This window comes from Mycobacterium sp. NGS40, from assembly GCF_059812735.1.
This window is the reverse complement of sequence record NZ_JCALDG010000014.1, coordinates 12,506-26,434: the sequence shown is the minus strand read 5'-3', so window position 1 is coordinate 26,434 and position 13,929 is coordinate 12,506. Positions and strand designations below refer to the sequence as shown.

14 protein-coding genes are annotated in these 13,929 nt (G+C 65.1%); 7 read left to right on the top strand and 7 right to left on the bottom strand.

Features of this window, described 5'->3' with window-relative positions:
- Positions 1-132: 132 nt before the first annotated feature.
- Positions 133-471 carry a DMT family transporter gene (locus AC5Y5O_RS20845; protein WP_096285756.1) on the bottom strand — a complete coding sequence of 113 codons (339 nt, stop codon included), beginning with the start codon at positions 469-471 and terminating at the stop codon, positions 133-135.
- Positions 472-524: 53 nt separating this feature from the next.
- Between AC5Y5O_RS20845 and AC5Y5O_RS20840 the strand changes: the two genes are divergently transcribed.
- A complete protein-coding gene (locus AC5Y5O_RS20840; RefSeq protein ID WP_096285758.1) occupies positions 525-944 on the top strand; it encodes a DoxX family protein in 420 nt (139 codons plus the stop codon).
- A 3-nt stretch (positions 945-947) separates the two neighbouring features.
- On the opposite strand, the gene AC5Y5O_RS20835 is transcribed toward AC5Y5O_RS20840, so the two are convergent.
- Complete coding sequence (locus AC5Y5O_RS20835) at positions 948-1,583, bottom strand: HD domain-containing protein (protein WP_500027177.1); 636 nt, start codon at positions 1,581-1,583, stop codon at positions 948-950.
- 179 nt (positions 1,584-1,762) lie between these two features.
- Here AC5Y5O_RS20835 and AC5Y5O_RS20830 point away from each other — a divergent pair, with 179 nt between their 5' ends.
- The 4 genes from AC5Y5O_RS20830 to AC5Y5O_RS20815 all read left to right on the top strand — a co-directional run bounded on the left by AC5Y5O_RS20830 (position 1,763) and on the right by AC5Y5O_RS20815 (position 5,171).
- Complete coding sequence (locus tag AC5Y5O_RS20830; protein ID WP_500027173.1) at positions 1,763-2,563, top strand: SDR family NAD(P)-dependent oxidoreductase; 801 nt, start codon at positions 1,763-1,765, stop codon at positions 2,561-2,563.
- Positions 2,563-3,522: a phosphotransferase family protein gene (locus AC5Y5O_RS20825; protein ID WP_500027168.1), complete on the top strand. Its 960-nt coding sequence runs from the start codon at positions 2,563-2,565 to the stop codon at positions 3,520-3,522. The genes AC5Y5O_RS20830 and AC5Y5O_RS20825 overlap by 1 nt, the downstream gene beginning before the upstream one ends.
- A 532-nt stretch (positions 3,523-4,054) precedes the next feature.
- Positions 4,055-4,693 carry an MspA family porin gene (locus AC5Y5O_RS20820; RefSeq protein WP_096285766.1) on the top strand — a complete coding sequence of 213 codons (639 nt, stop codon included), beginning with the start codon at positions 4,055-4,057 and terminating at the stop codon, positions 4,691-4,693.
- A 58-nt stretch (positions 4,694-4,751) separates the two neighbouring features.
- Positions 4,752-5,171, top strand: a complete 420-nt coding sequence (locus tag AC5Y5O_RS20815; protein ID WP_096290942.1) for a nitroreductase family deazaflavin-dependent oxidoreductase — start codon at positions 4,752-4,754, stop codon at positions 5,169-5,171.
- Between the two features lie 7 nt (positions 5,172-5,178).
- On the opposite strand, the gene AC5Y5O_RS20810 is transcribed toward AC5Y5O_RS20815, so the two are convergent.
- From AC5Y5O_RS20810 to AC5Y5O_RS20790, 5 genes are all read right to left on the bottom strand, one after another.
- Positions 5,179-6,471 (bottom strand): acyl-CoA dehydrogenase family protein, encoded by a 1,293-nt coding sequence (locus tag AC5Y5O_RS20810; protein WP_096285768.1) that lies wholly within the window; start codon positions 6,469-6,471, stop codon positions 5,179-5,181.
- Positions 6,472-6,474: 3 nt separating this feature from the next.
- A complete protein-coding gene (locus AC5Y5O_RS20805; RefSeq protein ID WP_500027164.1) occupies positions 6,475-7,617 on the bottom strand; it encodes a CaiB/BaiF CoA transferase family protein in 1,143 nt (380 codons plus the stop codon).
- On the bottom strand, positions 7,614-8,408 hold the full coding sequence (locus tag AC5Y5O_RS20800; protein ID WP_096285772.1) for an enoyl-CoA hydratase/isomerase family protein: 795 nt from the start codon (positions 8,406-8,408) through the stop codon (positions 7,614-7,616). Before AC5Y5O_RS20800 ends, AC5Y5O_RS20805 begins: the two co-directional genes overlap by 4 nt.
- Positions 8,409-8,415: 7 nt before the next feature.
- The gene (locus AC5Y5O_RS20795) at positions 8,416-9,624 is read right to left on the bottom strand and encodes an acetyl-CoA C-acetyltransferase (RefSeq protein ID WP_207768520.1); all 1,209 of its coding nucleotides are present in this window, start codon (positions 9,622-9,624) and stop codon (positions 8,416-8,418) included.
- Positions 9,625-9,773: 149 nt separating this feature from the next.
- Positions 9,774-10,793, bottom strand: a complete 1,020-nt coding sequence (locus AC5Y5O_RS20790) for an AraC family transcriptional regulator (RefSeq protein WP_243393943.1) — start codon at positions 10,791-10,793, stop codon at positions 9,774-9,776.
- A gap of 279 nt (positions 10,794-11,072) precedes the next feature.
- Between AC5Y5O_RS20790 and AC5Y5O_RS20785 the strand changes: the two genes are divergently transcribed.
- Together AC5Y5O_RS20785 and AC5Y5O_RS20780 are read left to right on the top strand one after the other, a co-directional pair.
- On the top strand, positions 11,073-12,254 hold the full coding sequence (locus AC5Y5O_RS20785; RefSeq protein ID WP_500027161.1) for an acyl-CoA dehydrogenase family protein: 1,182 nt from the start codon (positions 11,073-11,075) through the stop codon (positions 12,252-12,254).
- Positions 12,255-12,300: 46 nt separating this feature from the next.
- Entirely contained in the window at positions 12,301-13,884 is a 1,584-nt protein-coding gene (locus tag AC5Y5O_RS20780; protein WP_500027158.1) for an AMP-binding protein, read from the top strand.
- Positions 13,885-13,929 lie beyond the last annotated feature (45 nt).

Sequence of the window (13,929 nt, the reverse complement as noted above, 5' to 3'; positions counted from 1 at the left end):
CCGGATTCGCCACCGAGGACGGTTACCCAGTCCTCGCGATCGACCCGCCAGGCACCGGTGAAAGCGCAAAAGCGGCAATTGATTTCGGTTTCACCGATATCAGGCGCTTGCCCGCCCGGGTGGAAGTGGCCGTCAGTGGGCCCCGGACAGGTTCAACGTGACCACTCCGACGATGATCAGCCCGACGCCGACGACCTTCGTCACCGAAATCGGGGAGCCCAAGAACAGCACCGCGATCAGCACGATGGCCGCGGTGCCGATCGCCGACCACAACGCGTAGGCGACGTCTGTCTGCATGCCCCGCTGGATCGACCACGCCAGCAGTGCGAAAGAGGCGCCGTAGCCGACCAGGCACACCACGGTAGGCCAGAGCCGGGTGAAACCTTCGGTGCTCTTGAGCAGGCTGGTCGACACCACTTCCGCGATGATCGCGCCGAACAAAAGCAGGTATGTGAAAGCGCCTCCTTGCATACGGATGTGTCTACACCACGCTTCGCGACGACGGCCGTAACGTTGGCTGGGTGATGACGACGAATCTCGATCACCGCCTCGACGGCTACGCACCGGTGGGGGTGAGTCTGTTCCGGTTGGTCTATGGCTTGTTGTTCGCCGGGTACGGCTCGATGATCCTGTTCGGCTGGCCCGTCGCCACGCCGGGACCCGTTGAATTCGGGTCGTGGCCCGGCTGGTACGCCGGGCTCATCGAATTCGTTACGGGACTACTAATAGGTGCCGGATTATTCACTCGCGCTGCGGCATTCGTCGCCTCGGGCACCATGGCGGTCGCCTACTTCTGGATGCATCAGCCGCATGCGCTGTGGCCGATCGGTGATCCACCGGGCGGCAACGCCGGAACACCGGCGATTCTGTTCTGCTTCGGCTTTTTGCTGCTGGTCTTCGTCGGCGGCGGCCGCTATTCGATCGACGCCCGGCGCCGACACTAGGGATCAGTCGCCCCAGCGACCATGCGTGGCCGCAAGTTCCAGCAAGGTGATGCCGTCGGTCTGGCGTTCGCGCAGCACCTGGTTGGGAAATGTGTAGGGCGGCGCCGCCTCGGGGCTGCGTTGTGCCTGCGCGACGATTGCATCCATCAACGTGCGCGCCATGGACAATCGCGGGTAGCGGGCGTGGATCCCGGCCGCGATGTCCTCGTCGATGAATTCGGCGTTGCGACCGAAATCCACACCCACGCCGCTGCGCACCAGATGACAGAGCGCTCCGCGCCGATCCGCGATGCCCATCGACGTGTGCAAGGCAATCGCCTCCCACACGCCGTCCACGAGTGGGCGCTTGCAGCCGTGTTCGGTCAGCAGCGCCGCCGCGAGGTCGGCGCCTTCGACCTCGAACCTCGCCTTACCGGGCGCCGCGGCCCCGGCTCCGAGATCGTGCATGACGCATCCGAGAAACAGGGCGTCCGCGTCGTAGTCGGCGCCCGGACGCATGCCCTCGTGCGCGGCGACCAGCTCACCGAACAGGTAACTGCGGACGCTGTGGTTGAACACTGACGGCGACTCGGTCGACTGTGCCAACCGAATGGCGGCTTGCGCGACGGAGGTGTCGGGGAGAGTGGAGATCACCTGCATGAAAGCCACGGTAGGCCCGCGGCTGCCATGTCGTGAGCGGCTAAAAAGACGCGAGTCCCACGATTTAGGCCACGGTGCTCCAGGCGGCGTGCTTGTCCTTAGGACGGATCGGTGATAATGACATTCTCTAGTTTGGAGAAGCCATTTCCGTTACCGGATCCCGCCGAGGAGCGCCGACGATGACCGCGAACCAACGATGCGACGGATTGGTGGCCCTGGTTACCGGGAGCAGCCGAGGTTTGGGCAAGGCGATCGCCACGCGGTTCGCGGCCCACGGTGCCACGGTCGCGCTGACCGCGCGGACGATGGACCCCGACCCCAAATACCACGGGTCGCTGCGCGAAACCGCCGACGAGATCGTCGCCGCGGGGGGCCGGGCCATCGCCGTGCAGGCAGATCTGTCCCAGGCCGAGGAACGCGAGCGGCTGTTCGGTGAAGTCGTGGACACCGTCGGCGCTCCGGACATCCTGGTGAACAATGCCGCGGTCACCTTCCTGCGACCCCTCGACGGGTTCCCCGAGCGCCGCGCCCGTCTGATGATGGAAATGCATGTGCTCGGGCCATTGCACTTGAGCCAGTTGGCAATTCCCGCGATGCGCGAACGCGGGCGGGGCTGGATTCTGAACCTGACCTCAGTGGGCGGCGACCTACCGCCCGGCCCGCCCTTCTCCGAATTCGACCGGACCGCGGGCTTCGGCATTTACGGGACGGCCAAGGCCGCACTCAACCGGCTCACCAAAAGCCTTGCGGCAGAACTGTATGACGACGGAATCGCGGTCAACGCCGCCGCTCCGTCCAATCCCGTGGCCACCCCGGGTGCGGGCACCCTCGACCTTGCCAAGACGGACACCGAGGACATCGAACTGATCACCGAGACGGCGTTCCGGTTGTGCACCGGAGATCCGAAGACCCTGACCGGCCGGATTGCGCATACCCAGCCCTTCCTCGCGGAGGTCGGCTGGTTTCAGCCCGCCGGCTGATGGTGGAGGTCGATCTCGACGAGCTGCGCCGCCGACTCGCGGCCGCCGACGTCGCCGACGTCACCGCGCTGGCAGGAGGCGCCTCCAGCTTCACCTTTCGAGGAACGCGATCCGGTGAGCCCGTGGTGGTCAAGCTCGCACCGCCAGGGGTTGAGCCGATCGCGCACCGTGATGTGCTGCGGCAGGCTCGCATTCTCAAAGCGCTTGCCGCGACCCGGGTTCCGGTGCCCGAGGTGCTGTGGGAGGATTCGGGAGATCCGCCCATGGTCGCGCCGCTGTTCGTGATGTCGCACGTTGACGGTGACTGCGTCGAGCCGCTGTTCGACGGTTGCCCGCCCGCGCCGGAGCTGGCCGAGCGCTACCGCAACGCGTGCCGGGTCATGGCCGCACTGCACAGCCTGTCGCCGGGTGACCTCGGACTGGGTTTTGAACCGGTCATCGATGCGGTCTCGGAAGTCGAGCGCTGGTGTCAGACGTTGCAGACCGTCGATGCAGCACTGGTACCCGGCTGGCAGGGGGTACGCGACGCGTTAGTGCGTTGCGCCCCAAAGGCTATCGCGCCTAGCGTGGTACACGGTGACTTTCGGTTGGGCAACCTGATGGCGGCCGGGGCGAGTGTCAACGCGGTGATCGACTGGGAGATCTGGTCGGTAGGAGATCCGCGGATCGATGCGGGCTGGTTTCTGATCAACTGCGATCCCGAAACTTACCAACGTGTTTCGGACGCCGTCGGCGTGGCGCCGCCGATCGACGAACTCGCCGAGATCTATCAGCAGGAGCTGGGGCATCAAGTCGCCGATCTGGCCTGGTTTCGTGCACTGGCCTGTTTCAAGTCGGCGGCGACCTGGTCGCTGATCGTCAAACACAACCGCCGACGGAGGACACCGCGCGATGAATGGGAAGCCATGGCGCCGACGTTGCCGCGACTGCTGCAGCGGGCGCGGTCGATGGTGGACTGAGCCGCCCTGGACGTGGGCCGGTTAACCGCACCGGACGAAAAGATTCTGGCAATACATTCCGAAACCGTCCCAGTTTTTTTGGATGGGACGGCCGCGATCGGCCGGATTTGTGAAGATCGATGGCGCGTCGACCGTCTCCAACTGGTTTAGGGTGGGCGGCATCGGCGGCGGAGTGGGCTCTGGCGCCGCCTGAGCCGTGCCGGTCCCGCATCCCAGCGCCACGAGGCTGAACACACCGGCAAGCAGTCCACGAGCGTACGAACGAGGTTTCATCGCCGCCCTCTCTGCCCAGTCGGGTGCATCGTTGTTGCAATTCTAGCGGCGGGCCAATCCGCACAACGCAAAAATTGCCGACCATGCGGCACTGCCAGCGTGCCGGGCCTACATCGCGTATCCGTTACGAACGCAACACAACTTTGCCGGACCGGCCGGCAAATTCTGCCGATCGAATATCGCGACGCATACCTTGTTGCTCGTGAGGCCGATCGACCAGGTCGTACGTCGTGCTGCGGTAGTCGCTCTGTGCTTCGCGATGTCCGTCATCGTGGCTCCCGCAGCGGGCGGTGATCCGGAGGCTGAGCCCGTTGCCGCCTCGGCACCCAACGACGGTCGGGTGGCTTCGAATCCCCCGGTATCGGTCAATACACCCGATGGCTGGATCCTCGGGCTCGGGGCTAAGGACGAGATGCAGGTCCCGGTGGCACCGTTGACCACCGCGATCTCGTCTCGCGAATATCTCTCCAGCGGAACCTTCGTCGGTTCGCTGAGGGGACCCGAACAAGGGCAGGGCCTGCTCGAAGTGGGTTACGAGATCGGTTGTGGAATCGACATGAGCACGTCCAACGGCGTGGAGATAGGCGGCAATGCCGGCCTTGCCCCATCGCTCGGTATCACGGCCGGGCTTCCCATACCGGGAAACTTCCTGCCGGTGATCACCGCACCGGTGGGGGGCACGATCAACGTGGGCCTCAAACCCGGCTTCGTGATCGTGGTGCCGGTAACCAAGAAGCAGTTCAGAGGCTCCAATCCCTGGGTGATGATCAGCAATTTCCACGTCAAAATCGATGGTTGCGTGGGCCAGTCGTTCATTCGCTCCTACGCGACGCTGACCCGGATGACCGATCAGTCCGACGTGGTGCTGTCCTACGTCGGCGTGACCATGGCCGTCTAACTCTTTCGCCGGTCGCGGGCGCCGATAGAATCGAGCAACTCAATGGGTGGGAGGCATCGTGGCCGACGACGATTTCAACCGTCGCAATATCGAAGAGTTCCGCGCCAACCACGGCCGGCTCGGGGGACAGTTCGAGGGCGCACCGGTACTGCTGTTGCACAGCAAGGGAGCTCGCAGCGGCGAGGAACGCGTGAGTCCCATGATGTATCTGGCCGACGGGCATCGCTATCTGGTGTTCGCGTCCGCGGCGGGCGCCGACCGCAGCCCGGCGTGGTACCACAATCTGGTGGCTCACCCCGACGCGCGGATTGAAGTGGGGGACGACCTCATCGAGGTTCGGGCCGTCGAACTGCACGGTGACGAACGCGACCAGATGTATGCGATGCAAGCGTCGCGGTATCCGGGCTTCGCCGACTATGAACGTAAAACCACCCGAACGATTCCCGTTCTCGCGCTGATCCCGCAGCAAGCGCAGTAACGGTGGTTCAGCGGGGGATACCCGCCAGCTTGTCGGCGAACTTGGCCTCGGCGGCCGCGCGCAGCCGCAGCAGGTGCTCGGAGGGAAACAGATCGGGTGCGGGCTCGCGGTCTTTGAGCAGCATGCGGGCCAGCGTCACCTTGTGCACCTCCGTCGGTCCGTCGGCGAGGCCCAGCACGAAGGACTCCACCAGATATTGCACGAACGGCATCTCGTGAGTGGTGCCCAGCGATCCGTGTAGTTGCAGCGCCCGCGCCGACACGTCATGCAGCACCTTCTGCATCATCGCCTTGACCGCGGAAATATCGGCGCGCACCGCCTGATAGTCGTTGAATTGGTCAATCTTCCAAGCGGTTTGAAGCGTCAGCAGCCGGAACGCCTCGATCTCCATCCACGAGTCGGCGATCATCTCCTGCACCAGTTGCTTGTTGGAGAGCACCTCGCCCTGGGTGTAGCGCGACACGGCCCGCTCACAGAGCATGTCGAAGATTCGGCGGACCAAGCCGACCGTGCGCATCGCGTGGTGGATGCGTCCGCCGCCGAGACGCGTCTGCGCGACGACGAACGCACCGCCCCGCGGGCCCAGCATATGATCGGCCGGCACCCGGACATTCTCGTAGCGGACGTAGCCCTCGCGCCCGCCGCCCAGGGGCTGGTACCCCAGTCCGACATCGCGCATCACATTGATCCCGGGGGTGTCCCCGGGGACGACGAACATCGAATATCGTTGGTAGGGTGGCGCATCGGGGTCGGTCATCGCCATCACGATGATGAACGACGCCATCGAGGCAAACGACGAGAACCACTTCTCCCCGTTGATGATCCAATGCTCACCGTCGGGCACCGCGAAGGTGGTGAAGACCTTCGGGTCCGCGCCGCCCTGCGGTTCGGTCATCGAGAAGCAGGACACGATCCGGTTATCGAGCAGTGGCTCAAGATAGCGCGATTTGAGCTCAGGCGTGCCGTAGTGCGCAAGGATCTCGCTATTGCCGGAATCCGGTGCTTGCGAGCCGAATACGATCGGTGCACACTCCGAACGGCCCAGAATCTCGTTGAGCAGGGCTAGTTTCACCTGGCCGTAGCCCGGGCCACCCAGATGTGGACCCAGGTGCGTGGCCCACAGCCCACGCTGCTTCACGATCTCCTGCAGTGGCGGGATCAGCGCCTGGCGCACCGGATCGCCCAGATCATGTGACTCCTTGACGATCAGGTCGATGGGCTCACACTCGGTGCGCACGAAGTCCTCGACCCATTCGAGTTGCTGTGCCCATTGCGGATCAGTCGAGAAATCCCACGACATCTGTTATCCCTTCTTGCTCTGTGCCACCACGCCGGCGCCTTCCAGCTCGGTGATGGCTGTTGCGTCCAATCCCAATTCGCGCAGCACGGCACGCGAGTGATCGCCCGGCAACGACGGTGACGAGGGCGTATCGGGCCTGGTGCGCGAGAACCGTGGAGCCGGCGCCGGCTGGGTGATCCCGTCAACGGCGATAAATGTCGCGCGTGCGGCAAGATGCGGATGCCGCGGCGCTTCCGATAGCGAAAGTACCGGTGTCGCACAACATTCCGGCGAGTCGAGAAATGGTTCCCACTCGTCGCGCGACTTCTCGGCGAAACGGGCAGCCAGCGCGGCGCGGTGCGCCGGCCAGGCGGCCGGTTCGTCGTCGTCATGCGGAACGTCGACGCCGAGACGATCACAGAGTTCGGCGTAGAACTTCGGTTCCATCGCGCCGACCGCGACGTGCTGTTCGTCCGCGGTGGCATAGGCGCCGTAAAAATGTGCCGCGCCGTCGAGCAGGTTGTCCTGGCGGTGATCGCGCCAGGTACCGGCGGGCACCATGCCGAAGTACGGCGCCAGCAGGGTCGCGACGCCGTCGACCATCGCGACGTCGAGCACCTGACCTTCGCCCGACTCGCGGGCCTCGAGAATCGCGCTGAGCAGGCCCACCGCCAGCAGCATTCCGCCGCCGCCGTAGTCGCCAACCAGATTGAGTGGCGGAACGGGTGTTTCGGCAGTGCCGATACCGTGCAGGGCACCCGCGAGCGCGAGGTAGTTGATGTCGTGGCCGGCGTGTCCGGCCAGCGGCCCGTCCTGCCCGTAGCCCGTCATGCGGGCGTACACCAGACGAGGATTGTGCGTCCGCAGTGCGTCGGGGCCGATGCCCAGCCGTTCGGCCACGCCCGGTCGATACACGTCGACAAAGGCGTCGGCGTCGGCGACCAGCCGGTGCACGAGGTCGCGGCCGCGGGCATCCTTGACGTCGACGGCAACGGACCGCTGGCTCCGGCGGACCGTGTAATCGATCGGCTGCGGACCGTCCACGCCCGCTAACGCATCGACGCGCACGACGTCTGCGCCCAAGTCTCCCAACACCATCCCGCAGAAGGGGGCCGGCCCCAAGCCGCCCATCATCACGATGCGGACCCCGCGCAGCGGACCGCTCACTGGGTCTGTCCCGAAGACCACTTTTGCCGGCGTGCGCTCGCTTCGTCGCTGGCGTGCGAGATCACCTGATTGCGGTTCTCCAGCTCCAGCGCCGCGGACAAGCTCGCGGCATCGGTGTTGACTTGCAACGCACGCTTAGTCAGCTGCACGCCCAGTGGCGACAGGTCCGCGATCAGCGACGCCAACTGAACCCCACGGTCGGTCAGCCGATCCGGCTGCACAAGCTCGCTGACCAGCCCGCGCCGATCGGCTTCGGTCGCCGACACGGTGCGTCCGGTAAGCATCCAGTCCGCGGCGACGCTGGTCCCGACGATGCGGGGCAGGTGGTAGCTCATGCCCATCTCGGCGCCCGACAAGCCGAGCAGGATCGCGGCGTTACCGAACGATGCTGTCGTCGAACAGATCCGAATGTCGGAAGCCAGACACAAGGCCAATCCCGCGCCGACACACGGGCCATTGATCGCGGCGATCACCGGCGCGGGCAGCGCACGCAGGCCCTCGGCCAGCGCGGCCATCCTCTCCTGAAACCGCATCCGGTCCAGTGCGGGCGCGGTGGCCTCGAGCATGCTGGGGCCGAAGTCGCGCAGGTCGATCCCGGCGCAGAAGCCCCGACCGGCGCCGGTGAGAACGATGGCCCGCGCCGCGCTGTCGCCGGCCAAAGCGCTTAGCGTCTGCACTAATTCGGTTTGCATAGCCTCGTTGATCGCGTTGAGTCGCTCGGGTCGATTCAATCGCAGGACGACGACGCCGTCGCGCGGCCGGTCGAGAACGAGTGTGTCGGCCTGAGTCATATCCGGGTCACACCCGCTCGACGATCGTCGCGGTACCCATGCCGCCACCGGTGCACATGGTCACCAGTCCTGTTGTCAGGTCGCGACGTTCGAGCTCGTCGAGCACGGTCCCGATCAGCATCGCGCCGGTCGCGCCGATCGGGTGGCCCAGCGCGATCGCGCCTCCGTTGACATTGACCCGATCCGGATCGAGGTCGAGGTCGCGGATCGCCTTGAGTGGGACGGCGGCGAACGCTTCGTTGATCTCCCACAGGTCGATGTCCGCCACGGTCATGCCGGCGCGCTGCAAGCAGCGCTGCGCGGCCGGCCCCGGCGCGGTGAGCATGATGATCGGTTCGCTGCCGATCGTGGCGGCGGCCCGGATCTGCCCCCTCGGCTCTACGCCGTTGGAGCGCGCCCAGTTCGGCGACGCGAGCAACACCGTACCCGCGCCGTCGACGACCCCGGAGGAGTTGCCCGCGTGGTGAACGTGGTCGACGTGGTCGATGCTGGGGTAGCGCTGCAGGCAGATCTCGTCGAACGTGCGGTGCTCCCCGTCGACACCGGCGGCGCCCATCGCGGCGAACGCCGGCCGCAGCCGTGCCAGCGACTCCGGGGACGTGCCGGGGCGGGGGTGCTCGTCGCGGGCGAATGGACCTTCGGGCGTGGCGACTTCGACCAGGGAGCGATCGAATCTTCCCCCGTCGATGGCGGCGGCAGCTCGGTTTTGGCTCAGTGTGGCGTAGGTGTCGACGACCTCGCGAGTGAAGCCTTCGAGCGTCGCGATGAGGTCAGCCGAAATACCTTGCGGTACTGACGGATACAGTGCGCGAAAGTCCGCGTTGTTGCCATCGATCGTCGGCACTCCGGCCGTGACGTCCCAACGTGACATCGATTCGACTCCGCCCGCGATCACCAAATCGTTGATGCCCGCCGCGATCGACGACGCCGCGACGGTGACGGCTTGCTGACCGGATCCACAGAAGCGATTCAGTGTCATCCCGGGCACGGTCTCCGGCCAGTCGGCGAGCAGGACCGATAGGCGTGCGATGTCGTCACCGTGGTCACCGGACAGGATGCCGTTGCCGGCGATCACGTCCTCGACGTCCGCGGGGTCGAAACCGGTGCGCTCGGCAAGGGCGGTCAGGCAGGTGGCGAGCAGCGTCTGCGGATGCACGTTGTGCAGTCCGCCGTCGGGGCGGCCCCGCCCGCGCGGCGTGCGCACCGCGTCGAGAATCCAGGCGTCGATGGTGGGCTCCGATCGTTGGGCTAGGGGTTCGATGCGGCGAATCCCTAGTGATCGTAATTCGTCTCTCGACTTTGGAGAATAACCCTCTCCAAAACAGCGAAGCCATTCTCGGCACGGTTCGGCCATCGGTGCCGCGGCTACGCCGGGGCAGTGTCGCGTTGCGGCGTGGTGGTGGACCGCCCGGCCCGGCGCAGCGTGGCGGCCGGCGTCTCGCCGTACCGGCTCGCGTGCGCCGCGGCGAACCGCCCGGGGTTCGAGTATCCCCAGCGCTTGGCGATCGAGGCGACGGTTTCGACCGAGGGATCGGACTCGAGCAGCTCCTGATGCGCACGCCGCAGCCGCACCTGCCGCAGGTACGTCATCGGCGACATGCCCATGTGGCGAATGAAACTCTGCTGCAGTGCGCGTGAGCTGACGTGGCATTCGGCGGCCAGGCAGGCAATCGTCAGCGGGAGATGGGGCTCCGACTCGATGATGTCAACCGCGGGCCGAATAGTGTGCGGTGCAACATTTTTGGCTCTTTCTGCGAGCGCCTCCCGGTGCGGGTGGTCCGCGGCGAGCAGCAGCGCATGCAGCAGGCTGTCCACGAAAGGCGTTGCGACCAGCGGTTGTGTCAGGGCACTGTCGCTTCGAAAGAGCTCCTGGGCGAACACGGTGAACATGTGCATCCAGCTGCGTGCGGGCCCCTTGGTAGTGACCATGGACGTGCTGAATTCAATCTGTGTGGTCAGCGGGCGCCCGAGCGCCTCGCCGAGCGTGTCCTCCAGTGCATTGCGGCTCACCCGCAATGCAATCATTCGGCAGCCCGCTTGCCAGCGGGGAACGATCAGTTCACCTTCGGGGAGACAAATCGTGGCAAGGCCGGGCGCATAGGTAATCGAGGAACCGCGCTGAAATAACTCCATTCGGCCGGACGCGAGAATATTGACTTGGTAAAACGGCCGGTCGTGTGCACAGCGGATGCGGGCGTCGACGTTGAGAGCCAGGTCAAACACCGTAATCGGCCCGACCGCACCGACCCGCTGGCTCAGCGAAAACGGCTTGCGGCGGTCAACGGGACCGAGCGTTTGCAGGCACGGAAATAATTTGGCGACTTGTTTGAAGGCGTCGGTTGTTCTGAGTTCCGCAACCGTAGCCGGCTGGCTTTTCTCGTCCATTTCCAACCCCGCTTCTCCTGCGCCCGCTTGACCGCACTCCTCGGGCATTCGCGGCGACTAAGCGTACGGATCGCTTGTGTGGCGGACGTCACATCGATTGCGGATCCGGCACCTTCCGGGGTCCGGGCCTGCCGGACTCGGCAACAGGCCGACCCACATGCGCGCAGCAAAGTGTCTCAAACGTTGCGCGAACTGTACCGAGAAGAGGTATCGCGGCTCCAGTGGCTCTAATCTCGCTGTGAAAGCGTTATCCGACAACGGATTTCGCATCGGAGTGACATGACAACATCGTCAGCGCAGTGTCCCACAGCGCACCAGGAACTGTTGGCCGATGCGGTGCGGTTGCAGCCGCTACTTCGCGAGAGCACGTTGGCAAGTGAGGCGATGCGCAAGCTGCCGGACGAAGTGATCAATGCACTGACTGACGCCGGTTTCTTCCGCTTGCTCAAGCCCCGTCGATTCGGCGGTGTGCACGCCCCGCAACGGACGGTGCTCGAGATCGTTGAAACACTCGGCCGGGCAAACGCATCGGCGGCCTGGCTGGTGAGCATCGCCGCCACCGCCGCGGTGGTGGCGCGGCATGGCTCGCCGCAGGCGCAATCCGAAATCTTCAGCGTGCCCGACTCCCGGATCGCCGGTGGGCTGACTCCCGGCAACGCGCGGCGGGTGGACGGCGGATTCTCGATTAGCGGAAGCTGGCCGTACGCATCGGGGGCCCCGCATGCCGACTGGGCATCGATCAGCGTCGCGGTACCCGACCAGGACAACGGGGGAACGGAGAACTTTCTGTGCTTCGTACCGGCCTCCGAAGTGCGGTTGCGCGACACCTGGCACACGGCCGGCATGCGCGGCACCGCGAGCCAAACATGGTTGGCTGAACATGTTTTCGTTCCGGAACACCGCGCTATCGGGTTGGACACATTGATCAGCGGGCGGATGTCGGGAAACCAATCCGGGTATCGGCTGCCATTGGCGCCGATGGCCGCTCTGCTTCTGGTGGGGCCGTTGCTCGGCCTTGGCCAAGCTGCCGCGGACCTGGTGCTTCAGACGGCTCCGTCGAAGTCATTGGCCAACACATTCTTTGCCCACCAAAGTGATTCGGCGGGCGTGCAGATACAGCTCGCCGAGGCGAAACTCAAGTTACGGACCGCCAGGCTGCACGCCTTCGAGGTCGCCGACGCGTTGGACGAGGGTCAGATCGTGAACGGCGAAGCGGGATACCCGCTTCGCGCCCAAGCGCGAGCGCAGTGTGGCTACGCCGCCCGTCAAGTGCTCGAGGCGATTCATACGCTGATCAACGTCCACGGCGCGGGCAGCTTCGCCGATTCCAGTGCGATGCAGCAATATTGGCGTGACGCCAACGTCGGGGCGCGCCATGCCGCATTGAATGCCTATGTCGGTTACGAGATCTATGGAAAGTCAATGCTGGGTGTGCCCGAACGCATCGCCCCGCTGGTGTGAGAAGGGAGCCGGCCATCGCGACTGGACACCCCGGTATGGAGGAATCATGAATTTCGGCAGCCCATTTCCCGACGTCGTCATCCCGGACGCCGGTGTGTACGAGTACGTGTTCGGCGACCTCGCCGACGCCGACGCCGATCGGGTAGCCCTGGTCGAGGCCGCAACCGGAACCGAAGTGACCTATCGCGCGCTGGTCACCCGGATCCAGTCCTTCGCCACCGCGTTGGCGGGGCGCGGTATCGGCGTGGGCGACGTGGTGGCGCTGCTCTCACCGAACAGTGCGGCGTTCGCAGCCGCGTTGCACGGGATCCTGCGGGCCGGCGCGACGGTGACGCCCATCAGTGTCTTGTCCACCGTGGACGAGATCGCACGCCAGATAGCGGATTCGGGTGCGCGACTGTTGATCGCGGCCCCGCGACTGCGGGAGCAGGCCGAGGAGGCGGCTTACGCGGCGGGGTTGTCCAGTGGCGATGTGTTGCCGCTGGATATTGGCGATCTCGCAAACTCAACGGGCAGTCGGGGTCCGGAGATCGAGTTTGATCCCGCAACACAGGTGGCGGTGCTTCCCTTTAGTTCCGGAACCACCGGAAAACCCAAGGGCGTGATGCTTACTCATCGCAATCTCGTCGCCAACGTAGCCCAATTACACCCAGTGTCAGGCGTGGATCCCGATGACACACTGATCGCGGTGGTTCCTTTCTTTCACAGCTACGGGTTGACCGGGCTCCTGTGCGCCGCGCTACGGAACCGAGCGCGGCTGATCGTCATGCCGTCGTTCGACCTGAGCGCGTTCTTGGCCGCCATCGAGAAGTACCGCGTCACCCAGGCTTACATCGCACCGCCGGTGGCGGTCGCATTGGCCAAAGACCCGCTGGTCGATTCCTTTGACCTGTCTTCCCTGCATACCCTGACATCGGCGGCCGCGCCCCTGGACGAGGGACTGGCCACCGCGGTCACCCAGCGACTCGGCTGCCGCATCGTGCAGGCATACGGGATGACCGAATTGAGTCCGGCCAGCCACGTCATTCCGCTGCACGGCCGGCATCCGGCAGGCGCCGAGGCACCGGTCAGTTCGTGTGGGTGGACGGTGCCTAACTCGCAGAGCAAGCTTGTCGACATCAAGACGGGGGACGAAATACCGGTTCCCTCTTCCGGTTTGAGTGAGCCGGGTGAGCTGTGCTTCCGGGGACCGAACGTGATGGCGGGTTATCTCGAAAACGCCGCCGCGACGGCGGAGATCATCGACGCCGACGGGTTTCTGCATACCGGTGATCTGGCGCGGGTGGATGCCGCGGGCTGTGTGTACATCGTGGACCGGCTCAAGGAGCTGATCAAGTACAAGGGATATCAGGTCGCACCCGCCGAACTCGAGGCGCTGCTGTTGACCCACCCGGGGATCGCCGACGTCGCGGTTGTCGGTGTCTTTCATAATGTTTCGGGCGAGGAGATCCCGAAGGCCTTCGTGGTAAGGCAGGTTGGCGCCGCACTCTCGAAAGGTGAGGTCATCGACTTCGTCGCAGCGAAAGTGGCTCCCTACAAGAAGATTCGTCAGGTTGAGTTCGTCGAGAAGATTCCGAAGTCGCCGACGGGCAAGATTCTGCGCAGGGATCTGCGAGCGCGCCAACCGTGACGAGCACTTCGACAACACGTGCCAAACGCATCGCTGCCCAGGGTT